This is a genomic window from Solibacillus sp. FSL W7-1436 (genome assembly GCF_038007305.1).
Taxonomy (GTDB): domain Bacteria; phylum Bacillota; class Bacilli; order Bacillales_A; family Planococcaceae; genus Solibacillus.
In genome coordinates this window covers 38,235-55,787 of record NZ_JBBOWV010000001.1, presented here as the reverse complement: position 1 = coordinate 55,787, position 17,553 = coordinate 38,235, and the positions used below count along the sequence as shown (strand labels likewise).

General features: G+C 40.4%; 15 protein-coding genes. 14 read left to right on the top strand and 1 reads right to left on the bottom strand.

Going from position 1 to position 17,553, the window contains the following annotated elements; translation table 11 throughout:
- Nucleotides 1-60 precede the first annotated feature (60 nt).
- The 8 genes from MKX73_RS00280 to MKX73_RS00245 all read left to right on the top strand — a co-directional run bounded on the left by MKX73_RS00280 (nt 61) and on the right by MKX73_RS00245 (nt 7,218).
- A complete protein-coding gene (locus MKX73_RS00280) occupies nt 61-1,140 on the top strand; it encodes a LysM peptidoglycan-binding domain-containing protein (protein ID WP_340715806.1) in 1,080 nt (359 codons plus the stop codon).
- Complete coding sequence (locus tag MKX73_RS00275) at nt 1,131-1,973, top strand: phosphotransferase (protein ID WP_340715805.1); 843 nt, start codon at nt 1,131-1,133, stop codon at nt 1,971-1,973. The genes MKX73_RS00280 and MKX73_RS00275 overlap by 10 nt, the downstream gene beginning before the upstream one ends.
- Nucleotides 1,974-2,127: 154 nt before the next feature.
- Nucleotides 2,128-2,748, top strand: coding sequence for a Holliday junction branch migration protein RuvA (ruvA, locus tag MKX73_RS00270; protein ID WP_340715804.1), 621 nt, complete (start codon nt 2,128-2,130; stop codon nt 2,746-2,748).
- 15 nt (nt 2,749-2,763) lie between these two features.
- On the top strand, nt 2,764-3,768 hold the full coding sequence (gene ruvB / locus MKX73_RS00265; protein ID WP_340715803.1) for a Holliday junction branch migration DNA helicase RuvB: 1,005 nt from the start codon (nt 2,764-2,766) through the stop codon (nt 3,766-3,768).
- Between the two features lie 15 nt (nt 3,769-3,783).
- Nucleotides 3,784-4,821 carry a tRNA preQ1(34) S-adenosylmethionine ribosyltransferase-isomerase QueA gene (queA, locus tag MKX73_RS00260; protein ID WP_340715802.1) on the top strand — a complete coding sequence of 346 codons (1,038 nt, stop codon included), beginning with the start codon at nt 3,784-3,786 and terminating at the stop codon, nt 4,819-4,821.
- A gap of 117 nt (nt 4,822-4,938) precedes the next feature.
- Nucleotides 4,939-6,093, top strand: coding sequence for a tRNA guanosine(34) transglycosylase Tgt (tgt, locus tag MKX73_RS00255; RefSeq protein WP_340715801.1), 1,155 nt, complete (start codon nt 4,939-4,941; stop codon nt 6,091-6,093).
- A gap of 128 nt (nt 6,094-6,221) precedes the next feature.
- Nucleotides 6,222-6,482 carry a preprotein translocase subunit YajC gene (gene yajC / locus MKX73_RS00250; RefSeq protein ID WP_340715800.1) on the top strand — a complete coding sequence of 87 codons (261 nt, stop codon included), beginning with the start codon at nt 6,222-6,224 and terminating at the stop codon, nt 6,480-6,482.
- A gap of 94 nt (nt 6,483-6,576) precedes the next feature.
- Nucleotides 6,577-7,218 (top strand): DUF421 domain-containing protein, encoded by a 642-nt coding sequence (locus tag MKX73_RS00245; RefSeq protein WP_340715799.1) that lies wholly within the window; start codon nt 6,577-6,579, stop codon nt 7,216-7,218.
- On the opposite strand, the gene MKX73_RS00240 is transcribed toward MKX73_RS00245, so the two are convergent.
- Nucleotides 7,198-8,667: a putative polysaccharide biosynthesis protein gene (locus MKX73_RS00240; RefSeq protein ID WP_340715798.1), complete on the bottom strand. Its 1,470-nt coding sequence runs from the start codon at nt 8,665-8,667 to the stop codon at nt 7,198-7,200. The genes MKX73_RS00245 and MKX73_RS00240 overlap by 21 nt on opposite strands.
- 132 nt (nt 8,668-8,799) lie before the next feature.
- Between MKX73_RS00240 and MKX73_RS00235 the strand changes: the two genes are divergently transcribed.
- From MKX73_RS00235 to MKX73_RS00210, 6 genes are all read left to right on the top strand, one after another.
- Nucleotides 8,800-9,108, top strand: coding sequence for a post-transcriptional regulator (locus tag MKX73_RS00235; RefSeq protein ID WP_340715797.1), 309 nt, complete (start codon nt 8,800-8,802; stop codon nt 9,106-9,108).
- A gap of 217 nt (nt 9,109-9,325) precedes the next feature.
- Nucleotides 9,326-11,599 (top strand): protein translocase subunit SecDF, encoded by a 2,274-nt coding sequence (gene secDF / locus MKX73_RS00230; protein ID WP_340715796.1) that lies wholly within the window; start codon nt 9,326-9,328, stop codon nt 11,597-11,599.
- Nucleotides 11,600-11,705: 106 nt separating this feature from the next.
- Entirely contained in the window at nt 11,706-12,092 is a 387-nt protein-coding gene (locus tag MKX73_RS00225) for a LapA family protein (protein WP_340715795.1), read from the top strand.
- Between the two features lie 219 nt (nt 12,093-12,311).
- Nucleotides 12,312-14,633: a single-stranded-DNA-specific exonuclease RecJ gene (gene recJ / locus MKX73_RS00220; protein WP_340715794.1), complete on the top strand. Its 2,322-nt coding sequence runs from the start codon at nt 12,312-12,314 to the stop codon at nt 14,631-14,633.
- A 16-nt stretch (nt 14,634-14,649) separates the two neighbouring features.
- Nucleotides 14,650-15,162, top strand: coding sequence for an adenine phosphoribosyltransferase (locus MKX73_RS00215; protein WP_008407673.1), 513 nt, complete (start codon nt 14,650-14,652; stop codon nt 15,160-15,162).
- Between the two features lie 194 nt (nt 15,163-15,356).
- Entirely contained in the window at nt 15,357-17,552 is a 2,196-nt protein-coding gene (locus tag MKX73_RS00210; protein ID WP_340715793.1) for a RelA/SpoT family protein, read from the top strand.
- Nucleotide 17,553 lies beyond the last annotated feature (1 nt).

Here is a 17,553-nt window from a genome sequence, read left to right as displayed (position 1 = left end):
TGAACATTGTGGCAATAGCACAATTTGTGCATATGCTATTACGAGAAAAGGAGGAAAGAAGTGCGCGTTCATATTGTTCAAAAGGGAGACACTTTGTGGAAAATCGCGAAACAATACGCGGTTGGCTTTGATGAGTTAAAGCGATTAAATGCCCATTTAGCAAACCCTGACTATATTGTTCCGGGAATGGAAATCTATTTACCGGATACGACAGCTAAAAAAGAAGTGCCGCAGCCTGTGAAGGAACAGCCGAAGTCTGTTAAAGAGCAGCCGATACCAACACCTGCCCCAGCCCCGGCGCCAGCGCCGAAAAAAGAGCAAATGGTTAAGCCGGCACCAGCGCCTGCTCCAGCACCAGCTCCGATGCCAATGCCACAGCCAATGCCACAGCCGCAAAAGCCAATTTGGCAAGGGGATATTATTTATTTCCAGCAACCACAGCCGATGCCAATGCCGAACTGGCAAACACATGTACATGTTCAGCCGACATTTGAAAATACGGTGACAGTACCGCAGCCAATGCCGATGCCACAGCAACCGGTTGATCAACAACCACCGCAGCAACCGCAGCAACCGATTTTTATCGAACAACCACAATATATCCAGCCAATGCCAATGCCGATGCCAATGCCGATGCCGCAGATGCCCGTGTGTCCAACGTGTCACCATATGCCAATGCCGATGCCAATGCCGATGTCAATGCCACAAATGCCTGTATGTTCGAAATGTCATCAAATGGCAATGGAATCTCCAATGCAGATGCAACCAATGCCAATGCAACCAATGCCGATGCCACAAATGCCTGTATGTTCGAAATGTAACCAAATGGCAATGGAATCACCGATGCAAATGCAACCAAATATGTGTATGGAGCCAATGCCGATGTCGGTGCCGATGCAAATGCAGATGCAGCCGATTTTCCATGAAGAGTCATCTTTAAAGAAAGATCATTGCCAGGATAGGGATCACCTAGTACACCAGTATTATGAAGAGATTGACCACATGATGCGTCAACCAAACCCTTGTCACCCACATATGATGCCGTATCCGGAAAATACAATGCAGCAAATGATGCCATATCCAGCAAATAACATGCCTCAAATGCCACCAATGCCACATCCGCCGAAATCATGTCAATAGTAATTAAAGAAAATTGCTGGAAGTGGGATACACATAAAGGGTCCTTTTTTATGAAGTACTATGAAAATGGTTATGTTGCGCAGAAAGTTAAAGCGATTCATCGAGAGCTTCAAAATATACAATTTCCATATCATATTCCACTTGTTGAAAATGAAGAGCCACATATAATAAAGCAGTTTTGGTTTGAAGGGAAAAGTGCGGAGTATAAACGTTTTGAACATCAGCAGCTTTCCCTCCATGCAATCGAAAAACTGCATGAAACAAAAGAAGTCATTCCTTGGGCGGAAACGGGCATCTTGTCCACGTATCAATTACAGGAGAAGTGGGCAAGGAGATTCGAGCGTTTTATCAATCATGAAAGAGAACTGAGACATTTATTAAAAAGCAATTATGATATTTTAGTCAACCATGCTTCCTATGCCTTAGGTTTAATGGCTCAAATTACAGTTCCGAGTGAAAAGCAAACAATTTTACATGGGGATGTTGTTCATCATAATGTGTTGTTACAAGGCGAGGACGTGAAACTAATTGATTTTGATTTAGCCTCTTTAGGAGAGGCGTCAGATGAAATTATTTTATGGCTTCATCGCGTATTGCCACATGTTCAGTATGAAATACAGCCACTTGTAGATGACCATCATTATTTGCATAAAGCGCAGGAAAAGCTTCATTATTTATTTTTCCCGAACGAAATATTAAGGGAATGTCTATTCTATTTGAAACTCAGCGACCGGCAAAAGCTTTCCTGCTATCCGTTTATTCAATCGATTGTATATGACTGGATGAAACATTATGATTCTTTTGCAAGACAAATTGATACATTGCAAAACTAATTGGCAGTTTATAATCGATGTTAGATGGAGAAGAATATGATAAACTATTAAAGGCTGTCTTTAAGGACGGTCTTTTCTTTTTTTGAAGCAACATACGTTCGGTAATTCACAGTTCTTATGCTATAATAGAGCGTGAAATGTGAGGGATATAACGATGTATGATTATTTAAAAGGACAGGTTACTAGGGTTACCCCAGAATATATTGTATTAGAGCAACAAGGGATTGGATGGATGCTTTACACGCCAAACCCCTTTGCATTCCGTACATCTGCAAGCGAACAGCAAATCTATGTGTCATTGCAAGTGCGTGAAGACGCCCAAAATTTATATGGATTCAATAGTTTGGAGCAACGTGAATTATTTAAAAAGCTGATTCAAGTATCTGGCATCGGCCCAAAAGGTGCGCTTGCTATTTTAGCGAGCGGAAATCCAACGTCAGTCATCCAGGCAATTGAAATGGAAGATGAAGCATTTTTGATCCGTTTTCCAGGCGTCGGGAAGAAAACGGCGCGTCAAATGATTCTCGATTTAAAAGGGAAGCTGGACATGCTGCTTGATCACATGGAGTTACCGAGTGCGGAAAATGAACTGCCATTATTCGGAGTGAATCCGAATGAGCATGAATTGCAGGAAGCGATGCTGGCACTTGTGGCATTAGGCTATTCAGAAAAAGAATTAGACAAAATCAGACCGCAATTAAGTGAAGACGAAAAGTTAACGACGACAGACGCCTATATTAAACAGGCATTGAAGCTGTTGTTGAAATTGAAATAAAAAGGAGTGAGAATCATGTCAGACCGTGTACTTTCTGGTGAAGCAACAGATGCCGAGCAGCAGTTTGAGCTTTCTTTAAGACCGCAACGTCTAGCGCAATACATAGGCCAGGATAAAGTGAAAGAAAATCTGAAAATCTTTATCGAGGCCGCTAAGCTACGTCAGGAAAGTCTTGACCATGTTCTCCTTTATGGACCACCCGGTTTAGGGAAGACGACGTTAGCAATCGTTATTGCCAATGAAATGGATGTAAATGTAAAGATGACGAGTGGTCCTGCGATTGAGCGGCCAGGCGACTTAGCGGCGATTTTAAGCTCCCTGGAAGCAGGAGATGTACTTTTTATCGACGAGATTCATCGCCTGCCCAGAGCGATTGAAGAGGTCCTATATTCGGCGATGGAAGATTACTGTCTTGATATCGTTGTCGGAAAAGGTCCTGAAGCCCGTTCGATACGACTGGAATTGCCTCCATTTACACTTGTCGGTGCAACTACGAGAGCAGGTGCTTTATCGGCACCGCTTCGTGACCGTTTTGGGGTATTATCCCGCCTGGAATATTATGATGAACAGTCACTCGCGGAAATTGTTGTCCGCTCCGGCGAATTATTCGGTGTTGCGCTCGATAAACATGCGGCATTTGAAATTGCCCGCAGATCCCGTGGGACACCGCGTATTGCCAATCGATTGTTAAAACGCGTCCGTGACTATGCACAAGTCCTGGCGGATGGCATTGTATCAACAAGTCTTGCTGAACAGGCATTAGAACTGCTGCAAGTCGATCCACGTGGACTTGATCATATCGATCATAAACTGATGCAGTCAATGATTGAACGATTCGGAGGAGGTCCTGTCGGATTGGATGCATTAGCGGCATCAATCGGGGAAGAGCGCATTACGATTGAAGATGTATATGAACCATATTTACTGCAAATCGGATTTATCCAACGAACACCGCGCGGCCGAATTGCGACAAATCTCTGTTACGACCATTTCGGTTATCCGCCGACACAAAATGAATAGAAGGAAGTTTTGAACGTGAAAGTAGAAGATTTTGATTTTTATTTACCAGAAGAATTAATTGCCCAAACACCATTATTGGACCGTACAGCGAGTCGTCTGATGGTAGTAAATCCGAATTCGCTGGAATTGGAGCATCACACATTCGGTCATATTTTGGATGAGCTAAATGCAGGGGATTGCCTTGTATTGAATGATACACGTGTATTGCCGGCACGCTTAATGGGTGTTAAAGCTGATACAGGTGCGAACATTGAATTATTGCTGTTAAAACAGACAAATGACGATGAGTGGGAGACGTTGGTAAAGCCGGCTAAGCGTGTAAAAACAGGTACTGTCGTTACTTTTGGCGATGGATTATTGACAGCAACTTGTACGGGTGAGCTGGATCACGGCGGCCGTACTTTTAAATTCACTTATGACGGGATTTTTTATGAAATTTTAGATCAACTTGGTGAAATGCCGTTACCGCCATATATCCGTGAAAAGTTGGATGACCAAGATCGTTATCAAACGGTTTATGCGAAAGAGCGCGGTTCTGCAGCAGCACCAACAGCGGGTCTGCATTTCACACAGCCTTTGCTTGAAGCGATTAAAGCAAAAGGTGTTGAAGTCGTATTTATTACACTGCACGTAGGACTTGGTACATTCCGCCCTGTAAGTGTGGATTCGATTGAGGACCACGATATGCATTCTGAATTTTACAGTGTGACAGAAGAGGCTGCAGCTGTAATTGAACGGGTTAAACAAGCAGGTGGCAAGGTTATATCGGTAGGGACAACTTCAACTCGTACACTGGAAACGGTCGCTTCGAAAAATGACGGTAAAATTGTCGCTTCACAAGGATGGACAAATATCTTCATTTATCCGGGATATGAATATAAAGCAATCGACGGACTCATCACAAACTTCCATTTACCGAAGTCGACATTAGTAATGCTTGTCAGCGCACTTGCTTCGAAGGAAACAATTATGAATGCATATGAACAAGCGGTTAAGGAAAAATACCGTTTCTTCAGCTTTGGCGATGCCATGTTTATCCGCCCGACTAAGTAATTTGCAATTAAACAAAAACCTATATACAATAATGATTTGTGCAACACCTACTAAACTTAGTAGGTGTTTTCATTCGAAGTACTGTATTTACTTTAGAAACGAGAGGATTTTTATATTATGACTGAAACAAAACAACCACCAATTCGTTATGAATTGATTAAAACATGTGCACAGACAGGTGCGCGACTAGGTATTGTCCATACACCGCACGGTTCATTTGAAACACCAACATTTATGCCAGTCGGTACACAGGCTACAGTAAAAGCGATGAGTCCTGAAGAACTAAAAGAAATGAATGCAGGGATTATTCTGTCGAACACATATCACCTATGGCTGCGTCCAGGGAATGATATCGTGAAAGAAGCAGGCGGACTGCATAAATTCATGAACTGGGATCGTCCAATTTTGACGGATTCAGGCGGTTTCCAAGTATTTTCATTATCAAAATTCCGTAAAATTGAAGAAGAAGGCGTTCATTTCCGTAACCATTTAAATGGAGACAAGCTGTTTTTATCACCGGAAAAGGCGATGGAAATCCAAAACGACTTAGGTTCTGATATTATGATGGCATTTGATGAATGTCCGCCATTCCCGGCCACATACGAATATATGGAAGCATCTGTTGACCGTACAACACGTTGGGCAAAACGCTGTAAAGAAGCACATCAACGACCTGACGAGCAAGGACTGTTCGGTATTATTCAAGGCGGAGAATATGAAGAGCTGCGCCGTAAATCAGCTGAAGCTTTAGTGGAGCTGGATTTCCCGGGTTATGCAATCGGAGGTTTATCAGTTGGTGAGCCTAAAGATATTATGAATAAAGTATTGGACTTCACTGCACCTATGATGCCTGCAGATAAACCACGCTATTTAATGGGTGTCGGTTCTCCGGACTCTTTAATCGATGGAGCTATGCGCGGTATTGATATGTTTGACTGTGTATTACCAACGCGTATTGCGCGTAACGGTACATTAATGACATCTGAAGGGCGTATGGTCATCAAAAATGCAAAATATGCAAAAGACTTTACGCCAATCGATGAAAATTGCGACTGCTACACATGTAAAAACTATACACGCGCTTATGTGCGTCATTTATTGCGTACGGAAGAAACATTCGGTTTACGTTTAACGTCATACCATAACCTGCGCTTCCTTATTAAATTAATGGAAGATGTACGTCAGGCTATCCGCGAAGACCGTCTGGGTGATTTCAAAGAAGAGTTCTTTGAAAAGTACGGTTACAATAAACCAAATGCTAAAAACTTCTAAAATTATGTTCGAAATCCGAAATTCACTATAATTTTTTGAGAAAAAAAAGAGTTTTTTGCGCAATAACGCGCAATTCTATACTATACTAGGTAAGTGAGAAAGAGATAGAGAAAGGGGGCAATTTGAAAATGGAAGGTTTAGTACAATTTTTACCGATTATCGTAATGTTCGTTGCGATGTGGTTCATTTTAATTCGTCCGGCACAAAAACGTCAAAAAGCGACTGCTACAATGCAAAACAGCTTAAAACGTGGTGATAAAGTAGTTACTGTAGGTGGCTTACACGGAGAAGTTGATGCAATTGAAGATACGACTGTGTATTTAATCGTTGACGGAAATACACGTTTAAAATTCGAACGCCAAGCAATTGGTCGTATAGAATCGGTTTAAACGTTCAAAAAAAGCTTGTGGAAATTATTTTCCACAAGCTTTTTTGTATCTTTCATGCAATTTAGAACAAGCTATTGTATGAGAGGTGAATCAATTGGAAGATTATACATTAATTATATTTCGAACAATTGTTTTATATATTATTTTACTCATTGTTTTCCGGCTGATGGGCAAACGTGAAGTGGGTGAACTCAGTATTGTAGATTTGGCGATATTTGTTTTGATGGGTGAAATTGCAGCAATTGCATTGGACGATTATGATCGGCAGTTTTTCAAAGCCGTTTTGCCTATTATCTTATTATTTTTGATTCAATATTTAAATTCCTGGATTATACTAAAAAATAAAAAGCTGCGTGACTTTATTGAAGGCGATCCCTCTCTTGTTATTCGTGACGGTTTTATCTGTGAAATGGAGATGAAAAAGCAGCGCTATAATCTCGATGACTTGCTCCAGCAATTACGCGAACAGGGAGTCTGTTCTGTACAGGATGTTGCCTACGCTTTTTTGGAGCAGTCAGGAAAGCTATCGATTTACCAAAAAAATCAGGGCGGATTTATTTTGCCTCTCATATTGGATGGCTATGTTGATAAAAGACATTTAAAAATTATTGGTAAAGATGAAGAATGGCTCGTTCGTGAATTATTGATTAACGGCTATCCAAATATACGGGATATTTTTTACTGCAGCTATGAAGACGGAAAGTGGTTTGTCCAATTACGAGCGCGAAAAAATTGAACGTAGATACTGGAAGTCCGTAAAACGGATTTGTCTAGTAAGGAACAGTAGAAGTAATACAATCCCGATAGTGATAGAACAGCTTATGATTAGCGGTAATCCAGCGGCAATGACAGGCTGCACAAACGATGTAAGGATAAAAATTCCGTAAGGCAGAACGAAAAATCGGAAACCGACATTGATTTTCTTTTGCTGCTTAATGGAAGCAATGTGAAGAAAAGATGTGATCAATACGCCAAAGCCTATTGCGATAATTGCTCCTTTTTCCTGAATGGCAGGTTGTGAGGCCAGGAAGAACAGCAAAAACAGTTTCCCGATTCCCCCATAGATTGAGTTCATCATGGCAGCCTGGGCTTCATCCAATGCTTGTAAAATGGAGTGGAGCGGACTTTGAATATAATAAAAATAAAAAATAGGTGCCAGTATTTTCATATAGCCACGATTTTCCTCGAGATGGAACAGTACCATTGTCAACTCATCACCGTGAATGAAAAACACAGTAGCAGCCATACAGCCAATTAATGAAGAAAGCCGTAATGAATGTGTAATGCGTTTATTCAGCAATGGGTAATTACTGCTCGCCAGTGCGCTACTTACTGCAGGAATCAGAACGATGGCCAATGCGGCAGGTATGAAAGCCGGGAACAGCAGTAATGGTATATGCACACCTGAGATGATACCGTACAATGTAGTCGCGGCACCTGCAGCCAATCCAGAAACCGTCAGTGCTTTCAGGAATATGATCGGTTCCAAAAACCAGGTGAAGGTACCAAATAATTTACTTCCTGCTGAAGGCAATGCAATGTTAAAAATCGGTTTTGTGAAGGAAGTGTCTGTTGATCCCTTTTTAAATTTTTTGCTTGAGCGTCTATAAAAAATCGCTAAAAACAGTAACGAAAAGATTTCACCTATTGCCGTTATTCCCATTGCGGCTGCTGCTGTCAATGCAGGGGATTCCGAAATGAAATAAGGCAATAATAAGATAATAAGGCCAATTCGTACAAGCTGCTCAAGGAGCTGCGCCCATGCAGTTGGTGCAATTTTCGCTAAACCTTGCAAATATGCTTTTATCAGGCTGGAAAAAATAACGATCGGAATTGTGAAAAGGCTAATATAAAGAGTGAAAATAAGGTTTTCATTATGTAAAAGCACTTTTGCGATATAAGGAATAGCAAAATAAATGAATGGGCTAAATAGAATAATCGAAATGGCTGAAATTTTGAGTGCAGTTTTCATTACGGATGTGACATGCTCTGTTTTCCGTTTTGCATGGTATTCTGCAATCAGCTTCGATATGGCAATCGGAATACCTAATTGAATAAGCGAAATGAAAAATATAAATGTCGGATAAGCCGTCATATAGAGACCGACTGCTTCCTCCCCTGCTATACGCATAAACTGCATTCTGTACATAAACCCAAGACATTTTGAAATAAATATGACAAACATTAAAAATAATGTTCCTTTTAGAAATGAGCCCAAATAACTTCTGCTTTCTCCCTTCTCATTTTAATTTCGTTCATATACAATAAAGTATGCAGTAGTAATCGCAGTTAAAACCTAAGTTCAGGAGTGATCGACATGCAAATTCCATTTTTCAGCCTATACGAAAACGTACAGCTTATATTGACGAACAAAATCGAGGAATTCCATTACTATGGATATGATTCGATAACAGAACAGGATTTATGGAAATATTGCATCGATAAGGTGTGGCGCAAAAAAGATGTGCAAAATATGCGGTTGCATGAGCTGACATCCGGCATTTTCGGGGCAACAGCTTCAGAAGTGCTAAGCTATATGCAGATAAAGGATTTTAAGCGCAACGAACTGAACTTGAAGCTTTCCAATGAAGAGCTCCAAAGTTTATTTCATCCGCTTAAAGAGTAGGGAAAGAAGAAGGACTATATAATAAATTATCTAGTAATAATTTGACAGTTTCCACTAGATTGTTTCATAATGAGATTGTTGTGCTTTTCAAACGGTCGTATTGTTATTTTTGAAAAGTAATTCAGGAAATTATTGAAATGAATACATAGTTTGTGGAAGGTAATTTTTACGTTTTACATCACACCGCGTTTAGTGTGATATTGAGGAGGATTTTTTAATGAAATTAGCAAACCGTATCATTACGTTCGTTCTTGTCGTAGCATTGCTATTTACAGGAATGGGCACAACGGTAGAGAAGGTTTTAAACGATGTAAAACTTGGATTGGACCTTCAAGGTGGATTTGAAGTACTTTATGAAGTGGAATCACTTGTTGATGGACAAGCGATTACCCAGAGTGTACTGGCGGATACAACGACAGCATTAAACAATCGTATAAATGCGTTCGGTGTTAGTGAGCCAAGCATTCAAATAGAAGGGGAAGACCGAATTCGTGTCCAGCTTGCCGGTTTGGCAGATCAGGATTCTGCTCGTGAGCTGTTATCCAGTACAGCGAATTTAACTTTCCGTGATGTAAATGACAATATTTTATTGGATGGTACAGACTTGAAGGAAGGTGGCGCAGCAGCGTCATTTGACCAACAGAACCAGCCAATCGTAACTTTAACATTGAAAGACGCGTCCAAATTTGCTGAAGTGACACAGAAAGTCATGAATATGGGCGCACCGAATAACTTATTAGTTGTTTGGCTGGATTTTGAAGAGGGTGTAGATTCATATGCCGAAGAAAAACAGAAGCCACCGGGCGAACAAAAATTCCAGTCAGCTGCTTCTGTAACACAAGTTTTGAATACAACAGATGTTATGATTTCGGGTAACTTCACAGTAGAAGAAACGAAAAACTTTGCGTCTGTATTAAATGCAGGTTCTTTACCTGTTAAGTTAACAGAAATTTATTCAACATCAGTTGGAGCACAATTTGGTAAAGACGCATTAAATGATACAGTATTTGCAGGGGTTGTCGGCGTACTGCTAATCTTCCTGTTCATGCTGATCTACTATCGTTTACCGGGATTTATCTCAATCGTTACATTATCGGTATTCACTTATTTAGTATTGATCGTCTTTAACGGAATCAATGCTGTATTAACATTACCGGGTATTGCTGCGATTGTATTAGGAATCGGGATGGCCGTTGATGCGAATATTTTAACTGCTGAACGTATTCGTGAAGAATTACGTGTTGGCCATTCTGTAAAAGATGCATTTAAACTAGGTTCTAAGCAATCTTTATCAGCAATTATCGATGCACAGCTGACAACTTTGCTTGCTGCAGTCGTATTATTCTATTACGGTACAAGTTCTGTTAAAGGTTTCGCAACGACTTTAATCATTTCGATATTACTATCATTTGTAACTGCTGTATGGGGTTCTCGAATGTTGCAGGGTTTATTAGTAAACAGCGGCTACTTCAATAATCCGGCATGGTTCGGAATTAGCAGATCCAAACAGCATTCACTTGATGAAGATATCACTTCACTTGATTTAACAACGAAATTCGATAAATTTGATTTCGTTGGAAACCGAAAAAAATTCTATGCGATCTCTACAATTATTTTAGTTGCAGGAATTGTTGTACTTGGTGTCTTCAAACTGAATCTGGGAATTGATTTTTCTCAAGGTACGCGTGTAGAGATTAAATCCGATACGGCGCTTGTACAAGAAGAAGTTGCAGATTATCTGGATGAAATCGGATTTGCGAATGAAGATGTCGTGATTTCAGGCGATGATCATACAATTGCCGTAATGCGTTATAAAGATGACTTCTCTCAACAAGAAGTACTTGATTTTTCAGCGCAGGTAAACGAAAAATATGGTCATGAACCGAGCTTGAGCACTGTATCGGCTACAGTCGGAAAAGAACTGGCAAAAAATGCGATTTATGCATTGGCATTGGCGGCGCTCGGCATTATTATTTATGTAGCAATTCGCTTCGAATGGCGTATGGGTCTAGGGGCCATTATTTCTTTACTGCATGATGTATTCTTTATCATTGTGATCTTCAGTATGTTGCGTTTAGAAGTAGATATTACGTTTATCGCTGCAGTATTAACGATTGTCGGTTATTCAATTAACGATACCATTGTAACGTTTGACCGTATTCGTGAAAATATTGACCGCCACGAAAAAATTACGACAAAAGAAGAGCTTGCGTTGATCGTCAACAAATCTCTTCGTCAAACAATGGGACGTTCAGTTAATACAGTATTGACGGTTATTGTAGTAGTAATAGCATTGATTTTCTTAGGTGCTCCTTCTATTCAAAACTTCTCAATCGCTCTATTAATCGGGTTAATTACAGGGATTTACTCTTCAATCTGTATTGCGGCACAAGTTTGGTATTCACTAAAATGCCGTGAAATGGACAAAAAAGGTACTTCCGTTGTGAAAAAAGAGAAAAAACAATGGGGTTCAGACGAGCCACAAGTATAGAAATATTAAACCGCGTAATTGCATTTTTGCAAATTACGCGGTTTTTGTTTACCCACATCGAAAAAAAGGAATAAATTTTTAAATGAAATTATGAGAGGAGACTAATATGAAAATTCAATGGACATTGGTAGTTGGACTCATTTTTGCTATAATTATTGCCATCTTTGCTACAGTAAATGTGGATAGCGTACAAGTCAATTATGTTTTTGGTGAAGCGCGCTGGCCATTGATATTAATTATACTGGGATCGGTATTAACCGGGTTTATCATCAGCTTTTGTTTTTCGGCATTCCGTATGTACGGAGTTAAACGGCAAACGAAAGCCGTTCGAAAAGAACTAGAAGCATCACAGGTACTGATCAATGAAAAGGATGCCGAGATTGTACGTTTGAAAAATGAGCTCCGTGAAAGGGGTGCTTCCGCGTTTGTAACAGAAGAGGTTCCGGATTATGAGAACATGCCGCAAAAGAAGACAAAAAGAGATGCGGATTGATTAATAGTAGCTATTTGAAACTGGAAAAACACTTTCAAATAGCTTTTTTTAATTGAATAGCCTATTCAGTAAAGAAACCATTGATGACTGTGTAATATATCTATTCTGATCAACAGTCTTCCTGAAATTACATATCAATTTTTCTATTAATATCAGAAGAAACTTTGGGAAACGTAATAGATTTCCGTTATAATGAACTGCGTGAGGAAGTGAATATATATGATACAGTCACAAAAATTATGGACAATAACACAGCAAGATGAGCACCTTGTAAAACAATTTAGTGAACAGCTGAATATTTCAACGATCGCAGCAAAAATCTTAATTGCCCGTGGCTGCACATCGATAGAACAAGCAAAGCCATTACTGAAAATTGATGAAACCCAATATCACGATCCGTTTCTGATGGCTGGGATGGAAGACGCGGTTATACGTATTGAACAAGCATTGGATAACGGTGAAAAGATTCTCGTATATGGAGATTACGACGCCGATGGAATTACTAGTACAACAGTGCTGCTCAATGCGTTACTTGATTTGGGGGCTGATGTCAGCTTTGTCATTCCGGACCGGTTTATTCACGGATATGGACCGAATGAAGAACTTTTTAAAAAAGCTTATGAAGATGGCGTAAATTTAATAATTACGGTCGATAATGGAATAAGCGGAATTGAACAAGTAAATGTGGCAAGAGAGCTTGGTCTGGATGTTATTATTACCGATCACCATGAGGCTGGTGATGTTTTGCCGGATGCCAACGTTATCATCCATCCACGTGTCCCCGAAGGTCATTACCCGTTTGGGGAGCTGGCGGGTGTAGGTGTTGCTTTCAAATTGGCGCATGCATTATATGGCGAGCTGCCGGACCATCTATTTGAATATGTGGCGGTCGGTACAATTGCCGATTTAGTACCGCTCGTTGGTGAAAACCGTTATTTGGTTCAGCGCGGTTTGCAGGCATTAAAACAGTCTTCAAATCCTTGGGTTAAAGCTATTTGTGATGCTTCCGGGTCAAACCAGAGAGAGATAAATGAAGAAACGGTCGGTTTTTATTTCGGCCCGCGTCTTAATGCAATCGGGCGTTTAGGCAGTGCCGAGCCGGGCGTGCATTTTTTAATGAGTGAAGACTCGCTACAGGCAAATACATTGGCAACCGAATTGAATGATAAAAATACGGAACGGAAAAAAATTGTAGAAGACATTACAAAAGAAGCAATCGCAATGATTGAAAATGATGGGGGCTTAAAAGATTCCCTTGTTTTGGTCGTTGCGGGTGAAGACTGGAATCCGGGTGTTGTCGGGATTGTTGCATCGCGATTAGTCGAAAAGTATTACCGCCCGACAATCGTTCTTTCACTAAACCATGAAAAAGCGATCGCAAAAGGTTCCGCTAGAAGTATTGAAGGATTCCATCTGTATAATGAGTTGGCGAAAAACCGTGATATTTTACCGCATTTCGGTGGACACCCGATGGCAGCAGGTATGACATTGCCGATCGAACATGTGGATTCGCTACGTACACGTTTAAACGAACAGGCCCGACTTTGCTTAACCGAAGAGCAGCTTGTACAGAAGATGCAGATTGATGTACCGATTGAGCTAAGTGAAATTACCGTTGAAGCGATTGAAGAACTGCGGAAATTGGCTCCATTCGGCACAGAATTTCCGAAGCCGGTTTTTGGAATTCAGGATGTGAAAGTAAAATCGATGCGCAAAATCGGTTCAGGCGAAAATCATCTGAAGATGGAAGTGGAAGATTCGTACCGTACTTTGGATGCGATCGGGTTCAACAAAGGATCCTTACACGATGAAATTTCATATGGAGTTGCCTTATCATTAGTTGGGGATTTGCAGGTCAATGAATGGCAGGGCAATAAAAAACCGCAGTTCATGATTCAGGATGTTCGAGTTAATGAATGGCAGCTGTATGACTACCGCGGGAAAAGCAAGACCGCAAACTGGCTTGCAAAAATCAACGTGGAAAAAACGGATTTCATTGCTTTTTCCGAACAGACAAAACAACATTTCGAACAGGAAATTCCGAAAGAAATAATATATTTCACTGTAGGGACCGAAGCCGAAAAATTACACAAAAATATCGTATTGCTTGATTTGCCGGAAAATGTATCCACATTGGAAAACTTACTGCAGGTTGTACAAATCGAACGAATCTATGCACATTTATATACCGATCAACCTGCATATTTTAATGGAATGCCGACAAGGGAACACTTTAAATGGTATTACGGATTTCTGAAAAAACGTCCGGCATTTAACTTGAAACAACATATTCGACAATTATCCGAACATATTGGACTAAATATAGAAGTAATTAAATTTATGACAAAAGTGTTTTTTGAGCTAGGATTTGTTACAATAGAGAATGGTTTGACGACAGTAAACGAAAATGCACCAAAAAAAGCATTATCCGAAGCACCGTCATATAAATTGCGTTCACAACAGATTGAACTTGAGCAGAAGCTGTTATATGCAACATACAGTGAACTTAAGCAATGGTTTAATGAACGATTGAGTTCTTGAGGAGGACATAGGAAGAATGGATTTAAAACAGTACGTAACAACAGTTGAAAATTGGCCGAAAGAGGGCATCAGCTTTAAAGATATTACAACAATCATGGATAATGGTCCGGCATATAAATACGCGACTGATGAAATTGTAAAATATGCAAAAGAAGTTGGCGCAGAAATCATTGTAGGTCCTGAAGCACGCGGATTTATTATTGGTTGCCCGGTTGCCTATGCATTGGAAATCGGTTTTGCACCAGTTCGTAAACCAGGAAAGCTTCCTCGTGAAGTAATTTCTGCAGATTATGGTTTAGAATACGGTACAGACACGTTAACAATGCACAAAGATGCAGTAAAACCAGGCCAAAAAGTTTTAATCTGTGATGATTTGCTTGCAACAGGCGGTACAGTAGAAGCAACTGTTCGCTTAATTGAGCAATTAGGCGGCGAAGTAGTGGGTGCAGCATTCATTATCGAGCTTACAGAATTGAATGGCCGCAACAAAATCAACAATATTCCGATTAAAACTTTAATTCAATATTAATCCAAAGAACTATCCTGCATAAACTTTGCGGGATAGTTTTTTTCATAGATTATCGATTAGAAGCTGTTCAATAATTCTACAAATTTCGACTTTCTGCAAAACTAAATGCCTGCGTGCCTTTACATTTAGTAGGCATCTTTTATACAATTGAACTTATACTTAAAGCGAAAATAGAAAGAACAGGTGGACTCATAATGGCGAAAGAACAAATATTGGCGCCCGAAGATGTTTTCGAGCTCGTCAAATCTTATATGAACGAAGAACATGTTACCTTTGTTGTTAAAGCATATGAGGTAGCGAAAGAAGCACATAAAGAACAGTTCCGCAGCTCCGGAGAACCATATATTATTCACCCGGTACAGGTAGCGGGTATTTTGGCTGAACTGCAAATGGATCCAGAAACGGTAGCCGCAGGATTTTTGCATGATGTCGTGGAAGATACGGAAGTGACACGCGAAGATCTAGTAAATGAATTTAGTGAAGAAGTAGCCAAGCTTGTTGATGGGGTAACGAAGCTCGGGAAAATTAAATATATGTCTAAGGAAGAGCAGCAAGCCGAAAACCACCGGAAAATGTTCGTCGCAATGGCTCAGGATATCCGGGTGATTTTAATTAAGCTGGCAGACCGTCTGCACAATATGAGGACATTAAAGCATTTGCCGGCTGAAAAACAGCGTCGTATTTCTCAGGAAACACTGGAAATTTTCGCTCCGTTAGCGCACCGATTAGGGATTTCAAAGGTGAAATGGGAGCTGGAGGATACGGCATTACGCTATTTAAATCCGCAGCAGTACTACCGGATCGTCAGCTTGATGAAGAAAAAGCGTGATGAACGTGAAGCTTATTTGGATAACGTAATGGACGAAATCAATTCCCAGCTGAAAGAAGTGGAAATAGAAGCGGATATTTTTGGCCGTCCGAAACATTTATACAGCATTTACCGTAAAATGGTACTTCAAAAAAAGCAGTTTAATGAAATTTATGATTTACTGGCAGTGCGTATTTTAGTCGATAGTATTAAAGATTGCTACGCAGTAATCGGAATTATCCATACATTATGGAAGCCGATGCCCGGACGTTTTAAAGATTATATTGCGATGCCGAAGCAAAACCTGTACCAGTCCCTACATACAACGGTTATTGGACCATATGGGGATCCGCTTGAGGTGCAGATCCGTACGAAGGAAATGCACAAAATAGCAGAGTTCGGTATCGCCGCTCACTGGGCATATAAAGAGGGCAAAACCGTAGAACAAAATGCCGAAACAATTGACCAGAAGCTCACTTGGTTCCGTGAAATTCTAGAGTTCCAAAATGAATCATCGAATGCTGCGGAGTTTATGGAATCGTTGAAATTCGATTTATTCTCGGACATGGTATATGTATTCTCGCCTAAAGGTGACGTTATCGAACTTCCATCCGGTTCTGTACCGATTGACTTTGCTTACCGCGTACACTCGGAAGTCGGGAATAAAACGATCGGTGCAAAAGTGAACGGGAAAATGGTACCGCTTGATACACCATTAAAAACAGGGGATATTGTTGAAGTATTAACATCAAAACAATCTTTTGGCCCGAGCCGTGACTGGATTAAGATCGCACAAAGCTCGCAGGCGAAAAACAAAATCAAGCAATTTTTCAAAAAGCATGTGCGTGAAGAAAGTGTTATTAAAGGAAAAGAACTCGTCGAAAAAGAAATTAAGGCGCAAGAGTTTGATATGAAGGAAGTCTTGACAACAGAAAATATTAAACGAGTGATTGAAAAATACAACTATACACATGAAGATGATCTATATGCGGCTGTCGGCGTAGGCGGAATCACGGCACAGCAAATCGTCAATCGACTTGCGGAAAAAATGCGGAAAGAGCGTGAACAGGAAGAAGCGCTCGAAAAAATCGTTAAAAGTATGAACAATCCGACACCGAAAAAGCGTACGGAATCAGGCGTTATTGTAAAAGGAATCGATAATTTACTAATTCGTTTATCGCGTTGCTGTACACCGGTACCGGGTGATGATATTGTTGGCTTTATTACAAAAGGCCGCGGTGTTTCAGTACACCGGGCAGATTGTCCGAACATCCAGGAAGACGGAAACCTGGAGCGTCTTATTGAAGTGGAGTGGGAAAATGACGGCACACAGATCCGTAAAGACTACCCTGTGGATATCGAGATTTCAGCATACGACCGTCCAGGCATTTTAAATGATGTCATGCATGCTGTCAGTGAAGCGAAAACAAATATTTTGGCCGTTACTGGTCGTGCAGATCGTGAAAAAATTGCCACGATTCATTTAACGATTGCCATTTCGAATATTTCAGGACTACATCGTGTTGTCGAAAAAATTAAACAGCTTCCGGATATTTACTCCGTTCAGCGTGTAATTAATTAAT